Source organism: Jeotgalicoccus coquinae (assembly GCF_014207425.1).
In the GTDB taxonomy this organism is placed as follows: Bacteria; Bacillota; Bacilli; order Staphylococcales; family Salinicoccaceae; genus Jeotgalicoccus; species Jeotgalicoccus coquinae.
The window spans coordinates 230,030-250,341 of the sequence record NZ_JACHFF010000001.1 but is presented as its reverse complement, the minus strand read 5'-3'; the positions used below and the strand labels follow the sequence as shown (position 1 = coordinate 250,341).

Annotated in this window: 24 protein-coding genes, 1 tRNA gene, 1 other RNA gene and 1 riboswitch; of the genes, 3 read left to right on the top strand and 23 right to left on the bottom strand. The window is 43.3% G+C overall.

Translation table 11 applies throughout. The features are described from left to right. Window positions 1-65: 65 nt before the first annotated feature. A riboswitch (SAM riboswitch) is annotated at window positions 66-164 on the bottom strand. 34 nt (window positions 165-198) lie between these two features. The 5 genes from HNR41_RS01285 to aroD form a co-directional block, all read right to left on the bottom strand. Next, a complete protein-coding gene (locus HNR41_RS01285) occupies window positions 199-438 on the bottom strand; it encodes a thioredoxin family protein (protein ID WP_260399563.1) in 240 nt (79 codons plus the stop codon). A gap of 31 nt (window positions 439-469) precedes the next feature. Further along, window positions 470-877, bottom strand: a complete 408-nt coding sequence (locus HNR41_RS01280; RefSeq protein WP_184280954.1) for a toprim domain-containing protein — start codon at window positions 875-877, stop codon at window positions 470-472. A 96-nt stretch (window positions 878-973) separates the two neighbouring features. Continuing rightward, window positions 974-1,354 (bottom strand): glycine cleavage system protein GcvH, encoded by a 381-nt coding sequence (gene gcvH / locus HNR41_RS01275; protein WP_184280952.1) that lies wholly within the window; start codon window positions 1,352-1,354, stop codon window positions 974-976. Window positions 1,355-1,421: 67 nt separating this feature from the next. Further along, on the bottom strand, window positions 1,422-1,778 hold the full coding sequence (locus HNR41_RS01270) for a Spx/MgsR family RNA polymerase-binding regulatory protein (RefSeq protein WP_184280950.1): 357 nt from the start codon (window positions 1,776-1,778) through the stop codon (window positions 1,422-1,424). A 217-nt stretch (window positions 1,779-1,995) separates the two neighbouring features. Next, entirely contained in the window at window positions 1,996-2,712 is a 717-nt protein-coding gene (gene aroD / locus HNR41_RS01265; RefSeq protein WP_184280948.1) for a type I 3-dehydroquinate dehydratase, read from the bottom strand. A gap of 94 nt (window positions 2,713-2,806) precedes the next feature. On the opposite strand from aroD, the gene HNR41_RS01260 reads away from it, so the two are divergent. Beyond that, entirely contained in the window at window positions 2,807-3,379 is a 573-nt protein-coding gene (locus tag HNR41_RS01260; RefSeq protein ID WP_184280946.1) for a hypothetical protein, read from the top strand. Between the two features lie 93 nt (window positions 3,380-3,472). Here HNR41_RS01260 and HNR41_RS01255 read toward each other — a convergent pair whose 3' ends face one another. The 9 genes from HNR41_RS01255 to secG all read right to left on the bottom strand — a co-directional run bounded on the left by HNR41_RS01255 (window position 3,473) and on the right by secG (window position 11,348). Then, window positions 3,473-3,883, bottom strand: coding sequence for an Ohr family peroxiredoxin (locus HNR41_RS01255; protein ID WP_026859940.1), 411 nt, complete (start codon window positions 3,881-3,883; stop codon window positions 3,473-3,475). A 124-nt stretch (window positions 3,884-4,007) separates the two neighbouring features. Continuing rightward, on the bottom strand, window positions 4,008-4,205 hold the full coding sequence (locus HNR41_RS01250) for a CsbD family protein (protein WP_184280944.1): 198 nt from the start codon (window positions 4,203-4,205) through the stop codon (window positions 4,008-4,010). Between the two features lie 88 nt (window positions 4,206-4,293). Further along, window positions 4,294-5,664 carry an SLC13 family permease gene (locus HNR41_RS01245; protein ID WP_184280942.1) on the bottom strand — a complete coding sequence of 457 codons (1,371 nt, stop codon included), beginning with the start codon at window positions 5,662-5,664 and terminating at the stop codon, window positions 4,294-4,296. Beyond that, window positions 5,661-6,848: a glycerate kinase family protein gene (locus HNR41_RS01240; protein ID WP_184280940.1), complete on the bottom strand. Its 1,188-nt coding sequence runs from the start codon at window positions 6,846-6,848 to the stop codon at window positions 5,661-5,663. The genes HNR41_RS01245 and HNR41_RS01240 overlap by 4 nt, the downstream gene beginning before the upstream one ends. Window positions 6,849-7,004: 156 nt before the next feature. Further along, window positions 7,005-7,365, bottom strand: a transfer-messenger RNA (tmRNA) gene (gene ssrA, locus HNR41_RS01235). Window positions 7,366-7,435: 70 nt separating this feature from the next. Continuing rightward, window positions 7,436-7,906, bottom strand: coding sequence for an SsrA-binding protein SmpB (gene smpB / locus HNR41_RS01230; protein WP_184280938.1), 471 nt, complete (start codon window positions 7,904-7,906; stop codon window positions 7,436-7,438). Window positions 7,907-7,912: 6 nt separating this feature from the next. Continuing rightward, window positions 7,913-10,216, bottom strand: a complete 2,304-nt coding sequence (gene rnr, locus HNR41_RS01225) for a ribonuclease R (RefSeq protein WP_184280936.1) — start codon at window positions 10,214-10,216, stop codon at window positions 7,913-7,915. Between the two features lie 21 nt (window positions 10,217-10,237). Beyond that, window positions 10,238-10,987 carry an alpha/beta hydrolase gene (locus HNR41_RS01220; RefSeq protein WP_184280934.1) on the bottom strand — a complete coding sequence of 250 codons (750 nt, stop codon included), beginning with the start codon at window positions 10,985-10,987 and terminating at the stop codon, window positions 10,238-10,240. Window positions 10,988-11,117: 130 nt separating this feature from the next. Further along, on the bottom strand, window positions 11,118-11,348 hold the full coding sequence (gene secG / locus HNR41_RS01215; RefSeq protein WP_184280932.1) for a preprotein translocase subunit SecG: 231 nt from the start codon (window positions 11,346-11,348) through the stop codon (window positions 11,118-11,120). Between the two features lie 117 nt (window positions 11,349-11,465). Here secG and HNR41_RS01210 point away from each other — a divergent pair, with 117 nt between their 5' ends. Continuing rightward, complete coding sequence (locus tag HNR41_RS01210; RefSeq protein WP_184280930.1) at window positions 11,466-12,488, top strand: nuclease-related domain-containing protein; 1,023 nt, start codon at window positions 11,466-11,468, stop codon at window positions 12,486-12,488. 28 nt (window positions 12,489-12,516) lie between these two features. Here the strand turns inward: HNR41_RS01210 and HNR41_RS01205 are convergent, their stop codons facing one another. From HNR41_RS01205 to HNR41_RS01165, 9 genes are all read right to left on the bottom strand, one after another. After that, entirely contained in the window at window positions 12,517-12,924 is a 408-nt protein-coding gene (locus HNR41_RS01205) for a hypothetical protein (RefSeq protein ID WP_184280928.1), read from the bottom strand. A 37-nt stretch (window positions 12,925-12,961) separates the two neighbouring features. Then, window positions 12,962-14,260, bottom strand: a complete 1,299-nt coding sequence (eno, locus tag HNR41_RS01200) for a phosphopyruvate hydratase (RefSeq protein ID WP_184280926.1) — start codon at window positions 14,258-14,260, stop codon at window positions 12,962-12,964. Between the two features lie 36 nt (window positions 14,261-14,296). Beyond that, on the bottom strand, window positions 14,297-15,820 hold the full coding sequence (gene gpmI / locus HNR41_RS01195; RefSeq protein ID WP_184280924.1) for a 2,3-bisphosphoglycerate-independent phosphoglycerate mutase: 1,524 nt from the start codon (window positions 15,818-15,820) through the stop codon (window positions 14,297-14,299). Beyond that, window positions 15,817-16,572, bottom strand: coding sequence for a triose-phosphate isomerase (gene tpiA / locus HNR41_RS01190; RefSeq protein ID WP_184280922.1), 756 nt, complete (start codon window positions 16,570-16,572; stop codon window positions 15,817-15,819). The genes gpmI and tpiA overlap by 4 nt, the downstream gene beginning before the upstream one ends. Before the next feature lie 5 nt (window positions 16,573-16,577). Beyond that, a complete protein-coding gene (locus tag HNR41_RS01185) occupies window positions 16,578-17,774 on the bottom strand; it encodes a phosphoglycerate kinase (protein WP_184280920.1) in 1,197 nt (398 codons plus the stop codon). A gap of 126 nt (window positions 17,775-17,900) precedes the next feature. Beyond that, the gene (locus tag HNR41_RS01180; RefSeq protein ID WP_184280918.1) at window positions 17,901-18,158 is read right to left on the bottom strand and encodes a glutaredoxin family protein; all 258 of its coding nucleotides are present in this window, start codon (window positions 18,156-18,158) and stop codon (window positions 17,901-17,903) included. Window positions 18,159-18,161: 3 nt separating this feature from the next. Then, entirely contained in the window at window positions 18,162-18,623 is a 462-nt protein-coding gene (locus HNR41_RS01175; protein WP_184280916.1) for a threonine/serine exporter family protein, read from the bottom strand. Window positions 18,624-18,633: 10 nt separating this feature from the next. Then, window positions 18,634-19,431: a threonine/serine exporter family protein gene (locus tag HNR41_RS01170; protein ID WP_184280914.1), complete on the bottom strand. Its 798-nt coding sequence runs from the start codon at window positions 19,429-19,431 to the stop codon at window positions 18,634-18,636. Window positions 19,432-19,442: 11 nt separating this feature from the next. Beyond that, a tRNA-Arg gene (locus tag HNR41_RS01165) sits at window positions 19,443-19,514 on the bottom strand. A 197-nt stretch (window positions 19,515-19,711) separates the two neighbouring features. Here HNR41_RS01165 and clpP point away from each other — a divergent pair. Then, window positions 19,712-20,296, top strand: a complete 585-nt coding sequence (clpP, locus tag HNR41_RS01160) for an ATP-dependent Clp endopeptidase proteolytic subunit ClpP (protein WP_184280912.1) — start codon at window positions 19,712-19,714, stop codon at window positions 20,294-20,296. Window positions 20,297-20,312 lie beyond the last annotated feature (16 nt).

Below are 20,312 nucleotides of genomic sequence, written 5' to 3'. Positions count from 1 at the left end.
CTTCACCGGTCTATTTAAAAAAGCCTACTCAGAAAGTGAGTAGGCTTTTTAACGTTCATTTATGCCTCTCATCTATGGACGTTAATCCGGTGATTTGGCACCTTGTCGCAATGACGGTTGCCGTGGCTTCAAAGGGCACATCCCTCCACCACTCTTGATAAGAGTAAATATTTAATTAAATCTATATTATCAGACAATTTAGTGTTCGTCAATCTGAAAATCAGCCAGTACTTCGTTTAAATACGTCACCGACTGAAATGCGTAGACTTCTTTCACCAGTTCGCCTTTTTTAAACAGCAGCAGTGCCGGAGCTGAGCGAATCTCATAATCTTCGATTAATGTCTTATAAAAATTTAAGTTGATACGTTCATAGCTCATCTGTCTGGTACTGGCAGCAACACTCAGCATTGTTTCCGCGATATCACACGTTTTGCACATCGTTGCATAGCCGAATATAATGTACCGCTCCTTATCCCGTATGTTCTTTAATATATCTTCCGTCGAAATTATTTCCATCACGATATAACTTACCTTTCATTATTAAGCTTGTATCTACATAAAAACCATGTCTGAGCAGGAGGTTTGCGAGATAGTCATGCGGACAGCGTCCAACTTCACCGAATTTGGGATCTATATAGATATGTGTACTTTCACTTATATATTTTTTAAACCATTTACGAATTTTTCTTCCTTCTTTATCTGCATCAGATAATATGAAAATTTGAGAATCACCAAGCTGCTCGATAATTTCGTCCAATTTTGAAATACCCATCGTACCGAATGTGCAAATAATCTGTACCGGTTCCACCAGCACTTCTTCCAATCTGCGCTTGTCCGTTTTACCTTCAACAATGAGTACTTTATCAGAAAGATTCATTCGTATCACCCTTAGTTAAATTTTTAATATAAATTCACTTTAAGCAATAAATACAGGTTTTAAAAAAACTCCGGACAAACGCCCGGAGTTTAAGTATTATTTCTCGATTACTGCCTGGTAACCAGCAGCGTCAAGAAGGTTATCTAATTCGCTTTCATCTGAAAGTTCAACTTTCAGCATCCAGGCACCTTCATATGGACTTTCGTTTACAAGTTCAGGACTGTCTTCAAGTTCTTCGTTCACAGCAACTACTGAACCAGAAACTGGTGCATATAGTTCAGAAACAGTTTTCACTGATTCTACGCTCCCGAATGAATCACCTGTAGAGATGTCGTCGCCTTCTTCTGGAAGTTCAACAAAAACGATATCTCCAAGTTCAGACTGTGCAAAATCAGTAATACCGATTATTGCAGTATTTCCTTCAACTTTAATCCACTCATGATCTTCACTGTACTTTAATTCTTGTGGTAATGACACGCTAAAACCTCCCTTTTAACTTATCATACTCATTGTTACATATTTAACACACTTTAAGCAAGCGGAATTATTTCAATAATGCATTTTTATAAGTTTCCTCTTTGAAACCTAATAATACATCATCATCAAGTACCACCATTGGGCGCTTAATCAGCATTCCGTCACTTGCAAGAAGCTCCAGTTTTTCTTCTTCACTGAGGTCAGTCATACGTTCTTTCAGGCCCAGCTCTTTAAATTTAGTACCGCGCTTGTTAAAGAAATCATCAATTGAATGGGATGATTTGTCCAGGATACCTTTTAATGTATCTTTCGCAGGTACATGCTTAACCATATCGATCACAGTGAACTCCAGATTATTATCAGTTAAAAACTTTTTACCTTTACGGCAAGTTGTGCACTTAGGGTATTCATAAAATGTAATCATAATTTTCCTCCCGAATAAGAAATTATTCTTACCCTTATAATACCCCAGATAAATTAATTTAGACACACGTAAAAAATAAAAAAAGTCCGAAACCTCAGGGGAAGGTTTCGGACACAGGGGCCGGGGAGAAGAGTTCTCTTTTTGATATCTTCTGGTTCCTACACTACCACCTGTTTATTGTCTTAGCGTTAATCCAATGTAAAGATTGCTTAATGTTTTATTTTGTAAAAATTTTGCGCAGTTCTGTGACGTGAATCTGACCGGGCGCTGCATCTCTTGCTACAAAGCCGTATGTAAGTACAGATGACGCTTCTCCCACTGCAGTACGCGTACGTTTACCGAGCGCTCCCATGGAGATTCCGACAACCTTATCACCGTACTCGGCCTTCGCTGTTTTAACCGCTTCAGTCACGTAGATCACATCTTTTTCATCTTTCGGGAAATAGGCTACTTTATAAATGTCTCCGCCAAGTTTGTCCATCTTATTAATAACCGATAAGATCCCTTCAGTGTCCGGCGTGCGTTTAAAATCGTGATTGCTCATCAGACACTTCACATTATTTTCGCGTGCTGTCTCAACTACAGAGGCAGTTATTTTATCGCCTGACTGTACTTCAATGTCTATGTAGTCGATGTCCATTGATTTGCAGACAGCCTTTAACAGCGCCTCATACTCAACAGTTGTTTTAGAACCGCTGCCGCCCTCACGCGCTGTACGGTATGTATAAATAATTTCTTTATTTAACGGTTTAAATGAATCGATTATAAATCGGACCTTTTTGCCGTGATCTTCGCGATTTAATGCATCAAACACATCCCCGCGTATTTCCACGATGTCAAAATCATCTATGCTGTCTTTTGCTTTATTAATCTCTGCTTTAATTTCATCGTCATTATGACCTGAAAGTGTGACGACAATCTTCGTTGTATTCATAAGTTTTCCCCTTTATGCGTACTGAATGCGATTGATAGATATTTCAATCTAATGGTATCATAAAACCATTATAGTATCCCGGGGGTTAAAGTAAATGAAAAAATTAATTTTGCTGGCAGTGCTGGCTTTCGCTGCACTGATGCTTGCCGCATGCAGTGATAATGCTGAACAAGATAATACCGGTATTGAAGAACCCGCAGAAAGTACTTCTGCCGGAGAAGAAGATGACGATAATGGACTTGAAATCGATGAAACTGATGAGGAAGCGGTTGAATCAGCTGAAACAGACAGCGGTAACTATCAGCTCGGTGACTCTGGAGAAATCGACGGCATTACTGTAACAATCAGCGATGCCTTTATGACAGACGAACGCAATGACACAAGCATTATCGATGTCAGCGGTGTACTCGTCCTCGAAGTTACATATGAAAACCGCACTGAAGAAATCTTCCCTGCCGGACGCGATATTACTATGGAAGCAAGCGGTGAACATGCACGGACTTATGATCTGGAAAGCGCCCTGCCTGCCGATGTCGGTCCAGGTGAATCAATTACCGGACAAATGGCATACGGATTAGTCAGCAAACCTGAGAACATGATTGCCGTGTTCGAACCCCTAATGAATACGGATGGTGCAAAGGCGATATTTGATATCGAGGTGGAATAGGACGCAGGAATTTTATATCTCTTTGACTGAACGGACAGCCTTCCTCAACAAAAAAAGAGCCCTCGCGGGCTCTGATTTTTTATCTTCTGTAAATTATTCTACTACTTCTACTGATAAGTCCACGTCGATGTTGCCGCGTGTTGCTTTAGAGTACGGGCAGAAGTCGTGTGCCTGTTCTAAATATTTTTCAGCATCTTCCTGAGACATATTTTTAACTTTGGCTTTAATGTCCACGCCTAGTTTAACGCCTTCGCCGTCTTCTTCAAGACGTACTGTTAAATCAACTTCCGGCTCTGCGTTACGCACGCCGCCTTTTTTAATCATTAAGTCGAATGCGCCATTGAAACATGATGCATAGCCTGCAGCAAATAACTGTTCCGGGTTAACGCCTTCGCCGCTTTGATCCGGCGGAATTACCGGTGAATCGATTGCTTTGTCTCCTGTTGTAACATGACCTTTACGGCCGCCTGTGTTTACTGCATTGATTTCATATTTAACTGCCATTATAACTGCCTCCTAATATTTTAGTAACAATTCCATCTTACTCTGAAATATAATTTATATCCAAATATAACTTGTAACCACAAAAATGAAGCCGTATTAAATACAGCCCCATTTTTGATAAATATTATTTTTTAAACTTGTCAGTAAGATTATCGATAGATTCGTTAGCTTTGTCGCTGCCTTTTTCTACATATTCTTTCGCTTTACCGGCAGCTTTTTCATGCTTACCTTCTTTTTCAGTCTTTTTGTCTCCAGTAGCATTGCCGATTGTTTCTTTAGCATTACCTTTTAACTGTTCAAGTTTGCTGTCTTTTTCTGCCATTTAAAAACACTCCTTAATTAATTAAATCGTATTTTTTGTACAGTTAGTATATTCCCATTCATAAAGTCCTTAAACATAAATATAAAAATTATACTAATGACAGTCCGATATGCTGCCAGTAAATATAGTACGTTATTATCATCAGCACCACATATACCGGCATGAGAAGTATTCCAATCTTCATCAGATCACGTGTTTCAAACGGACGGTTTTCACTCTCATAAAATATCAGCAGTGCTTTCGAGCTGACCGGCAGCATAACACAGAAATTAATTCCAAGAAGCGCGATAAACACCGCCGCTTCCGTGTTTAAATTAAATGATTCTGCCAGGATGATAAACACCGGTATCAGTACAACTGCTCTCGTCGTATGGCTCGTAATTAAAAGATGCGACAGTACACTGATTAATATAATGATAATTAAAATCGGCAGCTCGGAATTAAAATTCATTCCGCTGAATACAGACATTAAGATATGCTGGAAGTAATCAGTTACACCGTAATCCACGAGCAGCTTTCCAAGTGCCGCTGCGCCTGCTACGAAAAAGATTAAACTCCATGACACGCCCGCCAGTCCTTCTTTCCAGCTGATTAGCTTCAGTCCCGGCAGCATCATAATTAAACTCATCATTATTGTGACGAATGCGATATCCAGACCGTGCAGCGGTTCTGTCAGCCACAGCAGTATTGTAATGCCGGCCAGCACCAGTGCGTATTTTTCTCTCGTGGAAAAAGGTATTTTATCGTGTTCCGCCGCAGCTTCAAAGTCATAATTGAAATCTTTAAAGTACATTACTCTTAGTATAAGAAGTGTCAGCAGTCCGATAATGAGTCCGAACGGCAGCGCATAAATCAGAAATTCCACATACGAAATCGATTCACCTGTCTGGGCGCTCAGTATACCGATACCGATAATATGACTCCCTGCACCCAGCAGCGTCGTATTTGCACCCATCAGAATAAGAACCGGAATTCCCATACCGAAAAACTTCTTATGATTATGAAATCTCTCACTTAGAATATTGTAGACAGGCAGCATTGCCGATGCTCTTCCCGACGTCGACGGTACAGCAACTGACAGCACCTGAATCAGCAGAAATGTAAAAAATGTTACCCGTCCTTTCGTATAACAGTTCATTTCAATCCACCGTGTCAGCCTGTCGAGCAGCCCGCTTTTAACCAGTACTTCAGCAATAATAAACGCACCGATCATCAGCCAGACAATATCGATATTAAATGATTCAAATATAATCTTTTCAGGCAGTCCGAGCAGCACCCCGGCACACAGCGTGAGCCAGGCAATCAGTCCTGCCGGAAGCGTTGAAAATATAAACATGCCGAGTGCAAAGATAAAAATAATAAAACTTAAGGAACCCAGGTAATCCAACTCCGGGGACAGACTGATCAGCACAGTAATAATTAAAAATACAATGCACAGTATTTTATGCGTCCGTGTCATTTAACAGACTGCTCCAATGATTTTTTAAGATTCTGTGCAACCTGTGTTCCGATCATAATTTTTCTGATTGTATTTTCTGTGCATTTTTCAAGCCATTTCGCCGCATCTGTCATGGATTTTTCAAGCGTTGCCGGTTTCGGAATAATACTTGCATATGCATCGATGCCGCTGTCGTAGTTCAGACTCGCTTTTTTACCGATTGTTCCGGCAAAAGCGACAACAGGTTTATTATACTGTTTAGCGATACGTGCCACTTCCGACGGTATTTTATCGTTTGGTGTCTGATAATCAATACAGCCTTCGGCAGTAATCACAATATCCGCATGCTCAATCGCATCGGAAATCTCGATATACCTGCGGATAATATCAAATCTCGGGTGAAGCTCTGCTCCCGTGAATCCAACAAGCCCGGCACCGAGCCCGCCTGATGCACCGCCGCCGTTAACATATGACAGGTCATCACCCGTCAGCTCCTGAATCAGCTTCGCCAGATGGTCGAAGTTATCCGACAGCAGCTGTACATCTTCTTTTGAAGCACCTTTTTGCGGCCCGAATACTTTCGCCACACCGCGCTCACCGCAGAGGACGTTTTTCCAGTTCACTGCAACATCTATATTTACATTCAGCACACGCGGATCAATGTCCGACAGATCCACACGGTGGATTTTACCGATATCCACACCGCCTGTAATATTTAACAGCTCATTATTATTATCGTAAAACTTAACACCGACAGCCTGCGCCATACCCGTCCCGCCGTCTGAAGTCCCCGAATCCCCGCAGCCGATTAAAATTCTTTCCGCGTTATTATTTACCGCTTCAATAATTGTTTCCCCGACACCGTACGTCGTCGTATATAAAGGATTCCTCTGATTATGAGGCACATGTCGAAGCCCCGCAATCGCAGCCATTTCAATAACAGCTGTTCTGACCCCGTTCTCATGGAACATACCGAAAAACGAATCTATCTTCTCACCAACCGGTCCCGTTACATGCGTATTAATAATTTTACCCTCTTTTAATTTAACAATCGTTTCAACAAAGCCCTCGCCGCCGTCAGCCATCGGAATCACCGTTACTTCGTGCTCCGCACCCACGCGGTTAATCCCCTTCTCAATCGAACGACCGACCTCTTCTGAACTTAAACATTCCTTAAACCCTGACGGGATAACTACCATTTTCATAATGAATCTCCCTTTCTCTGATGTGTTAATATACAAATTACACTTGAAAAGTTATGAATCAGTAGACGAATGATTAAAGGTTAATTAAATTACCCGGATAAAATTCTAATTTAACGTAAAAAAAAGACTCAATCCCGATAAAGGATTGAGTCTTTAATATGGAGACGGCGGGAGTTGAACCCGCGTCCAGAGACCTCGCAACATTTCTTTCTACGTGTGTAGTCCATTATTGAGTTTCACATGGATGATGGTAATGAACAAACCTCATTCCATGCTAGTCCGGTTAATCTCTTCCTTTTAGTCTTCCGACCGCAGACCAAAGGGCGTATCCTATTATAGTTGAATCATCGTCACGGGCCATAGGCAAGCTCATGGGATGATGCAGAGCGCTCTTAGGCAGCTACTGCGAAATTGTTTTGTTTGCCAGTTATTAAACTGAGTATCGTTGATAACGAAGCCGAAACCTCCGACACGCTTAAAATGCCCGAATAGCCCCTGTCGAATCCGGAACGTCCCCGGATTATTTAAATACCGACGTATTTCGTCGAGCACTTCATATTATAACACGATAAAAACCCATTGCCAAATTAACGGTACTGCTCCTTCAATGCACGGTCAATCTCACGTTTCATTTGTTTTTTCTTCAGATCTTCGCGTTTATCGTATTTTTTCTTACCTGTCGCAATGCCTAACAGCATTTTACAGACGCCGTTTTTAATATACAGTTTCAGCGGAATAATCGCGTTCCCGGGCTCCTGCATATGACCGCGAAGCTTATCAATCTCCTTGCGGTGAAGCAGCAGCTTGCGCGTACGGAGCGGTTCGTGGTTAAAACGGTTCCCCTCTTCGTACGGCGCAATGTGCATGTTGTAGACATACATTTCATTCTGGTAAACACGCGCATACGAGTCTTTTAAATTCGCAGACCCGCGGCGTATGGATTTGATTTCTGTACCGCGGAGCACAAGACCCGCTTCAATCGTGCCATCAATTGAATAATCGTGACCCGCTTTACGGTTTTGTGCAAGCGGCTTAGTTTTCTCGTTGCCTTTACTCATAAGCCTCTACTTCTTTCCTTTGCCTTTTTTCGCCACTGATTTATAGAAAGGTTTTTTCTTGCCGCCTTTATTGTAGCTGCCTTTCTTTTCACGTGACCGTGTCTTTTCCTTTTTGTTATCTCTCGCATCGCCTTTAATTGTTACAGGCGCCTGCTTTCTCTCCGGACGTTTTCTGTCAGGCATGCCGACAACTTTGAAGTCGATTAAACGCTCTTCAAGGTTAACACCCATCACTTCGATTTCCACTTTGTCTCCAATGCGGAATACCGTGCCTGTGCGTTCGCCAATCATTGCCATTGCACGTTCATTAAAGTTGTAATGGTCATCCGTCATATTGGTAACGTGAACCAGACCTTCAATCGTATTCGGCAATTCAACAAACATACCGAAGTTCATTACGCCTGCCACTACACCTTCGAAAGTTTCGCCCACATGTTTCATCATGAACTCCGCTTTTTTCAGATCATCAGTGTCGCGCTCTGCATCCTGGGCGCGTCGTTCTCTTTCCGACGTATGTTTCGCAATTTCAGGCAGTTCGCTCTTATTGCGGCGGATTGTCTTCGCATCAGTTTTCCCGTTAAACAGGTACTCGCGGATCAGACGGTGAACGATTAAGTCAGGATAACGGCGGATCGGTGACGTAAAGTGAGTATAGAACTCCGTCGACAGTCCGAAGTGACCCAGTGATTCCGGAGAATATTTTGCCTGCTGCATCGAGCGCAGCATCAGCGTTGAAATAACCATCTCTTCCGGACGGCCTTTCACTTCTTCAATGATTTCCTGCAGTGCATGCGGGTGAATTTGATTACCTTTACCTTTAACAACCACACCGAAACCTGTAAGGAAATCGAAAAACTTGCTCAGTTTTTCTTCCTTCGGTTCTTCGTGAATACGGTACATAAACGGCACTTCCATCCAGTGGAAGTGTTCCGCGACCGCTTCGTTTGCTGCAAGCATAAATTCTTCAATCATTTTCTCGCCGGTTCCGCGGTTGCGGAGAACGATATCTTCAGGCGTACCGTCGTCGCCGACAACTACTGCCGCTTCGTCGAAATCAAAGTCAATTGCACCGCGTTTTTCGCGTTTGGCACGCAGAATCGCAGCCAGTTCTTCAGCTGCAAGCAGCGGCTCGTACACTTCTTTGAACTCATCAATAACACTCTGGTCTTTATCAGTAAGCATTAAGTTAACATTGCCGTAAGTCATGCGGTAATCCGATTTGATAACACTTTCGAAAATTTCGTGGTCGACTGCCTTGCCGCCCGGAGTGAACTCCATGCGGCAGCTCAGTGTCAGACGATCGACATGCGGGTTTAACGAACAGATTCCATTCGATAAACGGTGCGGAATCATCGGAATTACACGGTCTACTAAATAGACACTCGTTCCGCGGTGATACGCTTCTTCGTCCATCGGCGAGTTCTTCGTAATATAATGGCTGACGTCTGCAATGCTGACTGTCAGTTCGTAGTTGCCGTTGCCGAGCTTCTTAACGCTGACAGCATCATCCAGGTCTTTCGCGTCTGCACCGTCAATCGTAATTGTAAAATCGTCGCGGAGATCGACTCTGCCTTTTGTGTCATCCTGATTAATTTCGTCAGGGATGCCTTCAGCCTGTTCGAGCACTTCATCCGGAAAATCAATATCAATACCGTGCTGGTAAATAATCGAAAGAATATCGACACCCGGGTCATTTTTATGGCCTAAAATCTGAATGACATGTCCTTCAGGGTTGCCCTGATCCTGGCTGTCCGGGAATTTCGTAATTTCCACAAGCACTTTGTGCCCGTCAATTGCACCGAGGTTATTATTTCTCGGTATGAATACATCTGTTTTAAAAGTTTTCGAATCAGGCACTACGAAACCGTAGTTGACGTTGGCACTGTACTCGCCGACAAATTTCGTGACGCCGCGTTCTAAAATACTGACGACGTGTCCTTCAGTCTTGTCGCCGCGCGTGCTTGTTTCCACTTCAACAAGGACAGTGTCCCCGTCAAATGCACCATTTACCGCGTTCGGCGGAATGAATACATCTTCGATTTCCTCTTCTTCGGGACGCAGGAAACCAAAACCGCGCTTATGCATTGATAAAGTCCCTTTTACTTTGTTGGAGTCCGGTGACTTCATATATTTGTCTTTCTTCGTGCGGACTAATTTACCGGATTCTTCAAGAGAGACTAAAGTTTTCACCATATCTTTGAATTCTTCCGAATCATCCGCTCCAAAAGATTCTTTAAACTCATCTGTTGTCATCGGTTTGTAGTCATCGCTATTTACAATGGCTAATATTTCTTCTTTAAAGTCTCTCATTGTAATCCTCCATATCTGTTATTAATACTGTAAGTCGTGCTGTTCAATAAAATTGTATATATCTTCAAATAATTCTTCCTTGCTCTCATCTATAGTCAGTACGTGACCGCCTTTATCGTACCATTTAATTTCTTTTTCTTCAGACCCGGCACCATTATAAATAACGTTGGCGCTGTCCGGATCGATCACTTTGTCATGAACCGCCTGGGCGGTAAACAGCGGAACGTTAACATCTTCCAAATTCCCTCTTACGGAATTTATAAACGTGCTGATGTCATCAAAAACTGCTGTCATTTCAAGTTTTCCGGTCTCTTTTTTAATTTCGTCAGGCGTTTTCTGTTCAAACATCTTTAAATACTTTTCCGCGTACACGATAAACTGCTCATACAGCTGTCCGGATTCCTTCATGTACATCGGGCTGCAGATTGTACTGATACCTGTTACATCGCGTTCAGCCGCAAGCTTCAGCGCAATAACACCGCCGAGCGACACGCCCGCAACAAAAATATTGCTGTAGCCTTCATCTCTCAGAAAGTCGTACGCTTCTACCGCCTGTTTATACCAGACGAACGGCGAAGACTCCGTGATCTTTTCAGGATGCTCGGCATGACCTTCGTAGTTTATCGAATAAGACGTCATGCGTTTCTTTTGCAGATAGCGGCCAAGCTGTCTCACATCGGACGTATTCCCCGTAAATCCGTGGAGCAGCAGGACGGCATTATCACCGCTGTTTTCTTTAAAGTAAAATTTTTCGGGCAGTTTTATATTCATGGGGTCACCTCAAAATAGTGTTACTTTTATTGTACGCTAAATTTCGAAGATACTAAAGAATCATCGTTCCAAACATAAAAAAAGAGCCTGAATCCGGGATTAATCGGATTCGGGCCCACCTTTTAACGTATTAACCTAAGTATGTCAGTAACAGCATTATCATAAAGAACAGAACTGATAAAATTACAGTTGCTCTATGTAAAACCAAGTCCATACCGCGCGCTTTTTGCTTACCGAACATCTGCTCAGCACCGCCGCCGATTGCTCCTGACAGGCCGGCACTTTTCCCGGATTGTAGTAACACTACAGCGATAAGCGATATACACACGATGATTAACAGAACGATGAGTAGTGTCTGCATGAAGATACCCCTCCGATTTATATTAACAGTATAAATAGTACCAAAAATTTACTGTATGTGCAATGTAAACGGGTAATTTGTAATGCAGTTGTCATATTGGAGTTTGAGCGGAGGTGGATGTATGAAGTTTTTTTAACTTACACGGTGCTGCAGATTTCTGAAGACTGTCTGTTTTCATCCGCAGTTTTTAAATTGCTGTCATTTGGAGATAATTTACTTGTCACTTATGTTATTGCTATGCGCAAACTTCCATTAAAACTCAAACAACTGCAAATCCTGTCGCGACGCACATTGCCAGGCGAGACCGAAGAAAAAGAAAGAGAGAAATTAACCCGTGGATATCAGGGCGAGCTTGAATTCGATAAACTGCTCGACGAAGCTGTGCGGGACATGGACGTATATCACTTGAAAGACTTCCGCTTTAAAATCGATGCAGGTGCCGAAACAATGAAAGTAGCCAGCGGATTCAGCGAAGTTCAGATCGATAACCTTCTTGTCGCCGGTGACCGCATCTACACTTTCGAAGTGAAGAACTTCGGCTTCGACTTAGTTTACGGAAAAAAATCCTGGTTTTTCATCAGCGGACAGGAATACAAGGACTTAAGTGTGCAGGTCAACCGCCAGCGCACTACACTCGACTTCCTGATTCGTGACGGCGGATTTAAAAGTGATATCACGCCCCATCTCGTATTCGTGAATCCAAAGCAGACAATCTACAACATGCCCGCCATAGAAAATTTGATGGTTCCCAGTAACACACACCGGCGGCTTTCAAGCATATGCATTTCCAATCGTTATGATCACAGTTCACTCGTTGATTATCTCAACAGCCGCCGGCTCGTAAAATCGATGTATGACCTGCCGGCGAACGTAAACTTCGAAGAGCTTCGCTCCGGCGTGTTTTGTTACCTGTGCGATTCGGTTGCGGAGCTTGAGAAAGTAAGTCCTTATATGTATAGATGTTCATCATGCAAGTCTACATACAAAACTTTAAAAATTGTAGAAATATTGATTGATGAGATTAGGACATTAAATCCTGCCTGGGAGATCTCTCCTGTAAGAATTTCTATATTGAGCGGAGGAGCAATCAGTAGTTCTTGTGTACGTAAATACAAAAGAAATGGATTAATTATCTTTTAAACGAACATTGTAAGGTTTAAATCACCTTCTAATTAATATCCTTAGTGATTATGAGACAGTTTCGCTTTTCAAACATCATCTGTCTCATTTTACCCCCGCTTATGAGACAGTTTCGCTTTTCAAACACCTTCCATCTCATTTTCACCATGATTATGAGACAGTTTGGCTTTTCAAACATCATCTGTCTCATTTCACTCCCAATTATGAGACAGTTTGGCTTTTCAAACATCATCTGTCGCATTTCACCCCCGCTTATGAGACAGTTTGGCTTTTCAAACATCATCTGTCGCATTTCACCCCCGCTTATGAGACAGTTTGGCTTTTCAAACACCTTCCGTCTCATTTCACCCCCCATTATGAGATAGTTTGGCTTTTCAAACACCATCTGTCTCATCCTTATCCAAACTTCGAAATCCCCGCATAATTCTCCCCACAAACAACAAAAAACCCCTCTCACGAGGGGTTTCCAATAATTATTTATTCAAGTTATAGAATGAAGCTAAGCCTTTGTATGTGCCTGTTTCATATAATTCGTCTTCGATACGTAATAATTGGTTGTACTTGGCTACGCGGTCTGTGCGTGATGGTGCACCTGTCTTGATTTGACCTGCGTTTGTTGCTACTGCGATGTCAGCGATTGTTGTATCTTCTGTTTCACCTGAGCGGTGTGAGATTACTGCTGTGTATCCAGCGCGCTGAGCAACTTCGATTGCTTCGAATGTTTCAGTTAATGTACCAATCTGGTTAACTTTAACTAAAATCGAGTTACCTACGCCCTGCTCGATACCCTGAACTAATTTTTCAGTGTTTGTTACGAACAGATCGTCTCCGACAAGCTGGACTTTATCGCCAATTTTGTCAGTAAGAAGTTTCGTGCCTGCCCAGTCGTTTTCGTCCAGGCCGTCTTCGATAGAAATAATCGGGTATTTCGTAACCATTTCGCCGTACCAGTCAACAAGCTCTTCCGACGAGTAAGTTTTACCTTCACCTTTAAGCTCGTAGTTGCCTGTTGTTTTGTTGAAGAATTCGCTTGATGCAGCGTCCATCGCAAGAACGATGTCAGTGCCAAGATCGTAACCGGCTGCTGCTACTGCTTCGCCAATTACTTCAAGTGCTTCTTCGTTTGATTTCAGGTTAGGTGCGAATCCGCCTTCGTCGCCGACAGCAGTGCTGTAGCCTTTAGCTGATAAAACTTTCGCAAGATGGTGGAAAATTTCCGTACCCATGCGAAGCGCTTCTTTAAATGAAGGTGCGCCGACAGGCATGATCATAAATTCCTGAATGTCGATGCTGTTGTCAGCGTGCTCGCCGCCGTTAATAATGTTCATCATCGGCACAGGCAGCTGCACTGCATTGAATCCGCCTAAATATTTATAAAGCGGCTGTCCGAGAATATCGGCTGCTGCTTTCGCTACGGCGATTGATACACCAAGAATAGCGTTAGCGCCTAATTTTTCTTTGTTTTTTGTTCCGTCTAACTGAATAAGCATTTTATCGATTGAAACCTGCTCTAATACAGAGAATTCTCCATCGATTAATTCCGGTGCAATAATGGAGTTCACATTTTCTACTGCCTGTTCCACACCTTTGCCTAAGAAGCGTGATGAATCACCATCACGGAGTTCTACCGCTTCATGTTCTCCTGTAGAAGCGCCTGAAGGAACCAGTGCCCGGCCGAAAGCGCCGCTTTCTGTTAACACTTCAACCTCAACCGTCGGGTTTCCTCTAGAGTCTAAAACTTCACGTGCATATACATCTGTAATTAATGGCATGTCATCCTACTCCTTTATTAGTTAAGTTCGAATTTATTATAACGTATTTTTAATTAAAAGGCTCTTACCTGTCATGTCTTCAGGCTGATTAATGTTCATTATATCCAGCATTGTCGGTGCAAGGTCCGCAAGGCGGCCGCCTTCACGAAGCATTACCTCTTTATCCGTAACGATAACGGGGACCGGGTTAACGGTGTGCGCCGTCATCGGTTCACCTGCAATTGTGACAACTTCGTCGGCGTTGCCGTGGTCTGCTGTAATAATTGCCGTTCCGTTAAGACCGAGAATTTTATCGACTACTCTACCGAGACTTTCGTCCACTGCTTCAAGTGCTTTGACCGTCGGTTCAAGCATTCCGCTGTGGCCGACCATATCGGGGTTCGCAAAGTTTAAAATAACCATGTCGAGTTCCCCGCCGTCAAGTGCACCTAAAAGCTGATCCGTCACTTCATGAATACTCATCTCCGGCTGCAGATCGTACGTTGCAACTTTCGGCGAGTTCACCAGGATACGGGATTCACCGTCAAACTCATGGTGACGGCCGCCGTTCATAAAGTAAGTGACGTGCGGATACTTTTCAGTTTCCGCTATACGGAGCTGAGTCCTGCCGGTGTTCGATACGACTTCACCAAGTGTATTAACGAGGTCTACTTTATCAAACACAACATCCGCAACAACTGCATCGCTGTATTTTGTAAATGTAACGTAGTTCAGATTCCCAATCTTACCGCCGCGGTCAAAGCTGTCAAATCCGGGCGCAGTAAACGCTTCTGACAGCTGGGCGGCACGGTCCGGTCTGAAGTTAATAAAAATAACTGCGTCGTTATCATCGATTGTCTTCGCTTCATTAACGATAAACGGCTCAACGAATTCATCGAACACTTCATTAACGTAACTCGCTTCGACGCCTTCAGAAGCACTTGGGAACACAGTACCTTCACCGTGAACCATTGCGTCGTATGCAAGCTGCACGCGCTCCCAGCGTTTGTCGCGGTCCATCGCATAGTAGCGCCCGCTGATTGTTGAAAACTGTCCGACACCGATATCCGAAAACTGTCGTTCCGCTTCCTCTATGTATGTCAGTGCCGACGATTTAGATACGTCGCGTCCGTCTAAGAAACCGTGAACGAGAACATCTTCCAAACCGTTAATTTTTGCCATCTTAAGCACTTCAAACAGGTGGCTGTAGTGCGAGTGTACGCCGCCGTCGCTTAACAGTCCCATAATGTGCAGTTTACTGTTATGAGTTTTCGCATGTTGCAGCGCCGTCAAAAGCACTTTATTTTCGTGAAACTCACCGTCTTCAATCGATTTGTTTATACGCGTTAAGCTCTGATACACAACACGGCCGGCACCAATATTTAAATGCCCGACTTCGGAGTTGCCCATCTGCCCTTCAGGCAGACCAACATCAAGTCCCGACGCACTTAAACTTGCGTGCGGAAACTCATCCTTATATTTTTTAAAGTTCGGCATATCTGCATGTGCAATCGCGTTGCCGAACGTTTCCTCACGCTCGGCAAAACCGTCCAGAATAATTAAAGCAGCAGGCTTTTTCATCGTGCTGCTCCGGAAACTAATGCTGTGTAGTCATCAGTCTTCAGTGATGCACCGCCGACTAATGCGCCGTCTACATCGCTTTTAGACATAAGATCTTCAATCGTTGCAGGTTTCACCGAACCGCCGTATAAAATACGCACGCTGTCAGCGATACCTTTGTCGTAGAGTTTTTCGACTTCAGTTCTGATTGAAGTGCACATTGCATTCGCATCGTCGCTCGTTGCGCTCTTGCCTGTACCAATCGCCCAGATCGGTTCGTAAGCAATTACAAGTTCACCGGCTGCTTCGGCTGCAATACCTTCAAGCGCTGCTTTAACCTGGCCGGCAACTTTTGCTGTATGCCGGCCACTGTCACGTTCTTCTTCAGTTTCACCGACACAGATAATCGGTACCATGCCCGCTTCAATGACAGCATGCGCTTTTTTGTTAACGTCGCTGTCTGACTCGCCGAATAATTCGCGTCGTTCAGAATGTCCTGCAATCACGTAATGTGCCCCAAGATCTTTCAGCATCGGCGCTGAGATTTCTCCCGTAAATGCACCGCTCTGTTCGTAATACACATTTTGTGCACCGATTTTAATATTCGTCTCTTTCAGCTTCTCAATAAGAACAGGCAGGTCGATAAACGGCGCGCAAATCGCCGCTTCGACACTTTCATTTAATGTATTCTTTAACAGTTCATCAGCAAATGCTCCCGCTTCTGAAACTGTCATATTCATTTTCCAGTTACCCGCAATTAATGGTGTGCGCATATGACTTACTCCTCCTCAGCGTTATCGATTGCCTTCAGACCCGGCAATTCCTTACCTTCTAAATACTCTAACGACGCGCCGCCGCCAGTTGAGATATGGCTGAATTTATCGGCAAAACCCAGCACCTGTGCTGCACTTGCAGAGTCGCCGCCGCCGATAATCGTCACCGCATCTTCAAGATTCGCGATTGCCTGGCAGACACCTGATGTCCCCTGTGCGTAATTCGACATTTCGAACACACCCATCGGTCCGTTCCAGACTACCGTCTTCGCCCCTTTAAGTGTTTCCTCATATAACTTCACTGTTTCAGTTCCGATATCAAGTGCCATCATGTCATCCGGAATTTCGTCGACTGCAACGATACGGTGATCCGCATCATTTGAAAATTCAGCTGCAGCAACTACGTCCACAGGAAGCACTAATTTACCGTCCGCTTTTTCCAGCAGGTCTTCGGCAATTTTAATGTTGTCTTCTTCGATTAATGATGTACCGATCGAATGTCCCTGTGCTTTTAAGAATGTGTTTGCCATTCCGCCGCCGATAAGAATTTTATCAGCTTTATTTAACAGGTTATCGATTACGTTAATTTTGTCGGATACTTTCGCTCCGCCAAGAATCGCAACGAATGGTGATTTCGGATTGTCGACAGCTCCGCCGATAAACTCGATTTCTTTCTTCATTAAGAAACCTGATACTGCCGGCAGGTGTTCGCTGATGCCGACGTTCGATGCATGTTCACGGTGTGCTGTACCGAACGCGTCGTTAACAAAAATATCACCGAGCGATGCCCAGTATTTTCCGAGAACAGGATCGTTTTTACTTTCCTTGGAATTGTGCAGATCTTCATAGCGTGTATTTTGAACAAGAAGAACTTCTCCGTTCTTCATTTCCGCGATACCTTCTTCAAGATCCTTGCCGCGTGTTTTATCGCTGAAAAGCACTTCTTTCCCCATAATGTCGCTTAAACGGTCGGCGACCGGAGCGAGAGAGTATTCACGCTTGTCCTCTTTAGTTTTAATACGCCCGAGGTGTGAAAACAGAATAACTTTTCCACCTTTGGCTAAAACATAAGAAATTGTTTTTACAGCAGCTTTAATACGTGTATCATCCGTAATCTGTCCGTTTTTCATCGGCACGTTAAAATCTGCCCGTATTAATACCTTTTTGCCTTTTAACTCAACATCTTCAAGAGTCTTCTTCATGAATGCGCCTCCAAATTTATATTCATTCTAATTATACATATGTCAGCCGGTTATTAAAACTATAAAAGTAATTTTGCCGGCTGCAAAAAAATCGGCAGACATAATATGTCTGCCGTTACACCGTTTTTATTTCCTGTAATTATCTTTTACGTAATCATATATAGTTACAAAGTCGAGAATGCCTTCCTGAATCACGTTGCCGCCGTCACTGAGAACGGGTATCCGCACCATGTATTCTTCCTGCAGTTCATCGTCGTTATCAATATTCACTTCTGTCAGTTTCACTACGTTATCTCTCAGTTCAGACAGTGCCAGTCTGATTTGGAGTTTTCCTTCATTACACAGCTGACAGTTGTCGCGTGTGTAATAAGTAAGATTAAGCATTGGTTAAGCCTCTTTCTTCCGCATATTTTTAAGTTCGCGTTTCAGCGTCTGCAACAGTGAATCTATCATTTCAGTTGAGATAATTCCCATGGCAATGGCCATCGACACAAGCGCCACCTGAAAGCCATAGGCAAGTGCCATATCGTAATTCTGCAGCACTACGCTGCGCATTGCGTTATATGCCATACCGCCGGGTACAAGGGGAATAATTCCACATGTAATAAATATAATAACCGGTGCTCTTAAGTGACGTGCGCTCATAATCGACAGCATCGTCAGCATAATTGCTCCAAAAAAAGTGGCAATAACTGCCTGAATATCAAACTGGGTCGCGATAAAGTACACGAGCCAGCCGAATGCACCGCTGAGTCCGCCTGCTAATATCGTTCTCCTCGGTGCATTAAACAGTATTCCGAATCCCGCGGAGGCAAAGAAACTAAGTATAAACTGAACTGCATATAACATTGTTTCCCTCCTATATCGCCATGAATACAAGTCCGACTCCGGCTCCGATTGCAATCGCGGTCAGAGACGCTTCCGCGCCTTTCATCGTGCCTGCCATCAGATGTCCGCGAATCATTTCACGTATCGCATTTGTAATCAGCACACCGGGAACGAGCGGCATCACCGCTGCAATAATAATCGTTTCGAGTTCCAGTCCCGGTCCGAATTCCACATATAATACTGAGATTACAGCGATAAAGAATGCTGCAAAGAATTCGTTGAAAAATTTAATTTTAGTATAGCGCTGAATACTTTCCGTAATCAGTACCCCCACCATACCGCCTGCTGCTGCGACCGGAATATCTCCCGGCACACCGTTAAACAGAAGGAGAAACATAATAGAAACCATTCCGCCGGTAAAAACAATCAGCCAGAATGGATACATTTTTGTTTCATGAATATCTTCTATCGTATTAATTGCCTCACGAATCGGCAGTCCTTTCGTGATGCTTCTTGATAAGTCGTTTATGTTAACGACCTTTTGCAAATTATTTGCACGTTCATCGATTCGAACCGTTTGAGAGAGCGCGTAGTCATTCATCGACAGAATGATTACTGTTGTTGTGACGAAGACCTGCACATTATCGATACCGTAATTATTCGCCATACGGATCATCGTATCTTCGATACGATACGTTTCCGCACCGCTTTCCAGTAATATTTTCCCGCTGTTTAAACAGACATAGAAAACATTCCGGACAAAGGCATCGTCTAAACTGTCATCGGGTTTATCGACTGTTTCTAGTTCTTCGACTGACAACTGCCCCACCTCTTTGTTAGCACCCCCGAGAAGAATTGAACTCCCATCTTAAGAACCGGAATCTTACGTGTTATCCATTACACCACGGGGGTAGATTTAAATATTTAAAGCACATTTCATTATAGCAAGGAAGCTGAAACTTATAAAGACTAATTATTGACGAAATGCGTAATATAATATTATGATAAACTGATTAATAGATGAAGTTCTTTCTTTTGACCTTATTTGACTAATGTGTTATAAATGTATTATCAAATAAATTTAGTTAACCAAAACAGGAGGCAATATTATGAATTTAATACCTACGGTTATTGAACAGACAAATCGTGGCGAACGTGCTTACGATATTTATTCAAGACTCTTAAAAGATAGAATCATTATGATCGGGAGTGCAATCGACGATAACGTTGCGAACTCGGTAGTCAGCCAGCTGTTATTCCTGCAGGCTCAGGACTCTGAAAAAGATATTTATCTTTATATTAACTCACCGGGCGGAAGTGTTACTGCCGGCATGGCAATCTACGACACAATCCAGCACATTAAACCGGATGTACAGACAATCAGCCTTGGACTTGCAGCATCAATGGGATCATTCCTGTTAACTGCAGGTGCTAAAGGGAAACGCTACGCGCTTCCAAACGCTGAAATTATGATTCACCAGCCGCTTGGCGGCGCTCAGGGTCAGGCAACTGAAATTGAGATCGCAGCGAAGCACATTTTAAAAACACGCGAGAAGCTGAACCAGATTTTAGCAGAACGCACTGGTCAGCCACTTGAGAAAATCGAGAAAGATACTGACCGCGATAATTTCATGACAGCAGAACAAGCTAAAGAATACGGCTTAATCGACCACGTCATGGAACCGGAAAAATAAAGCATAAGTTAAGAGA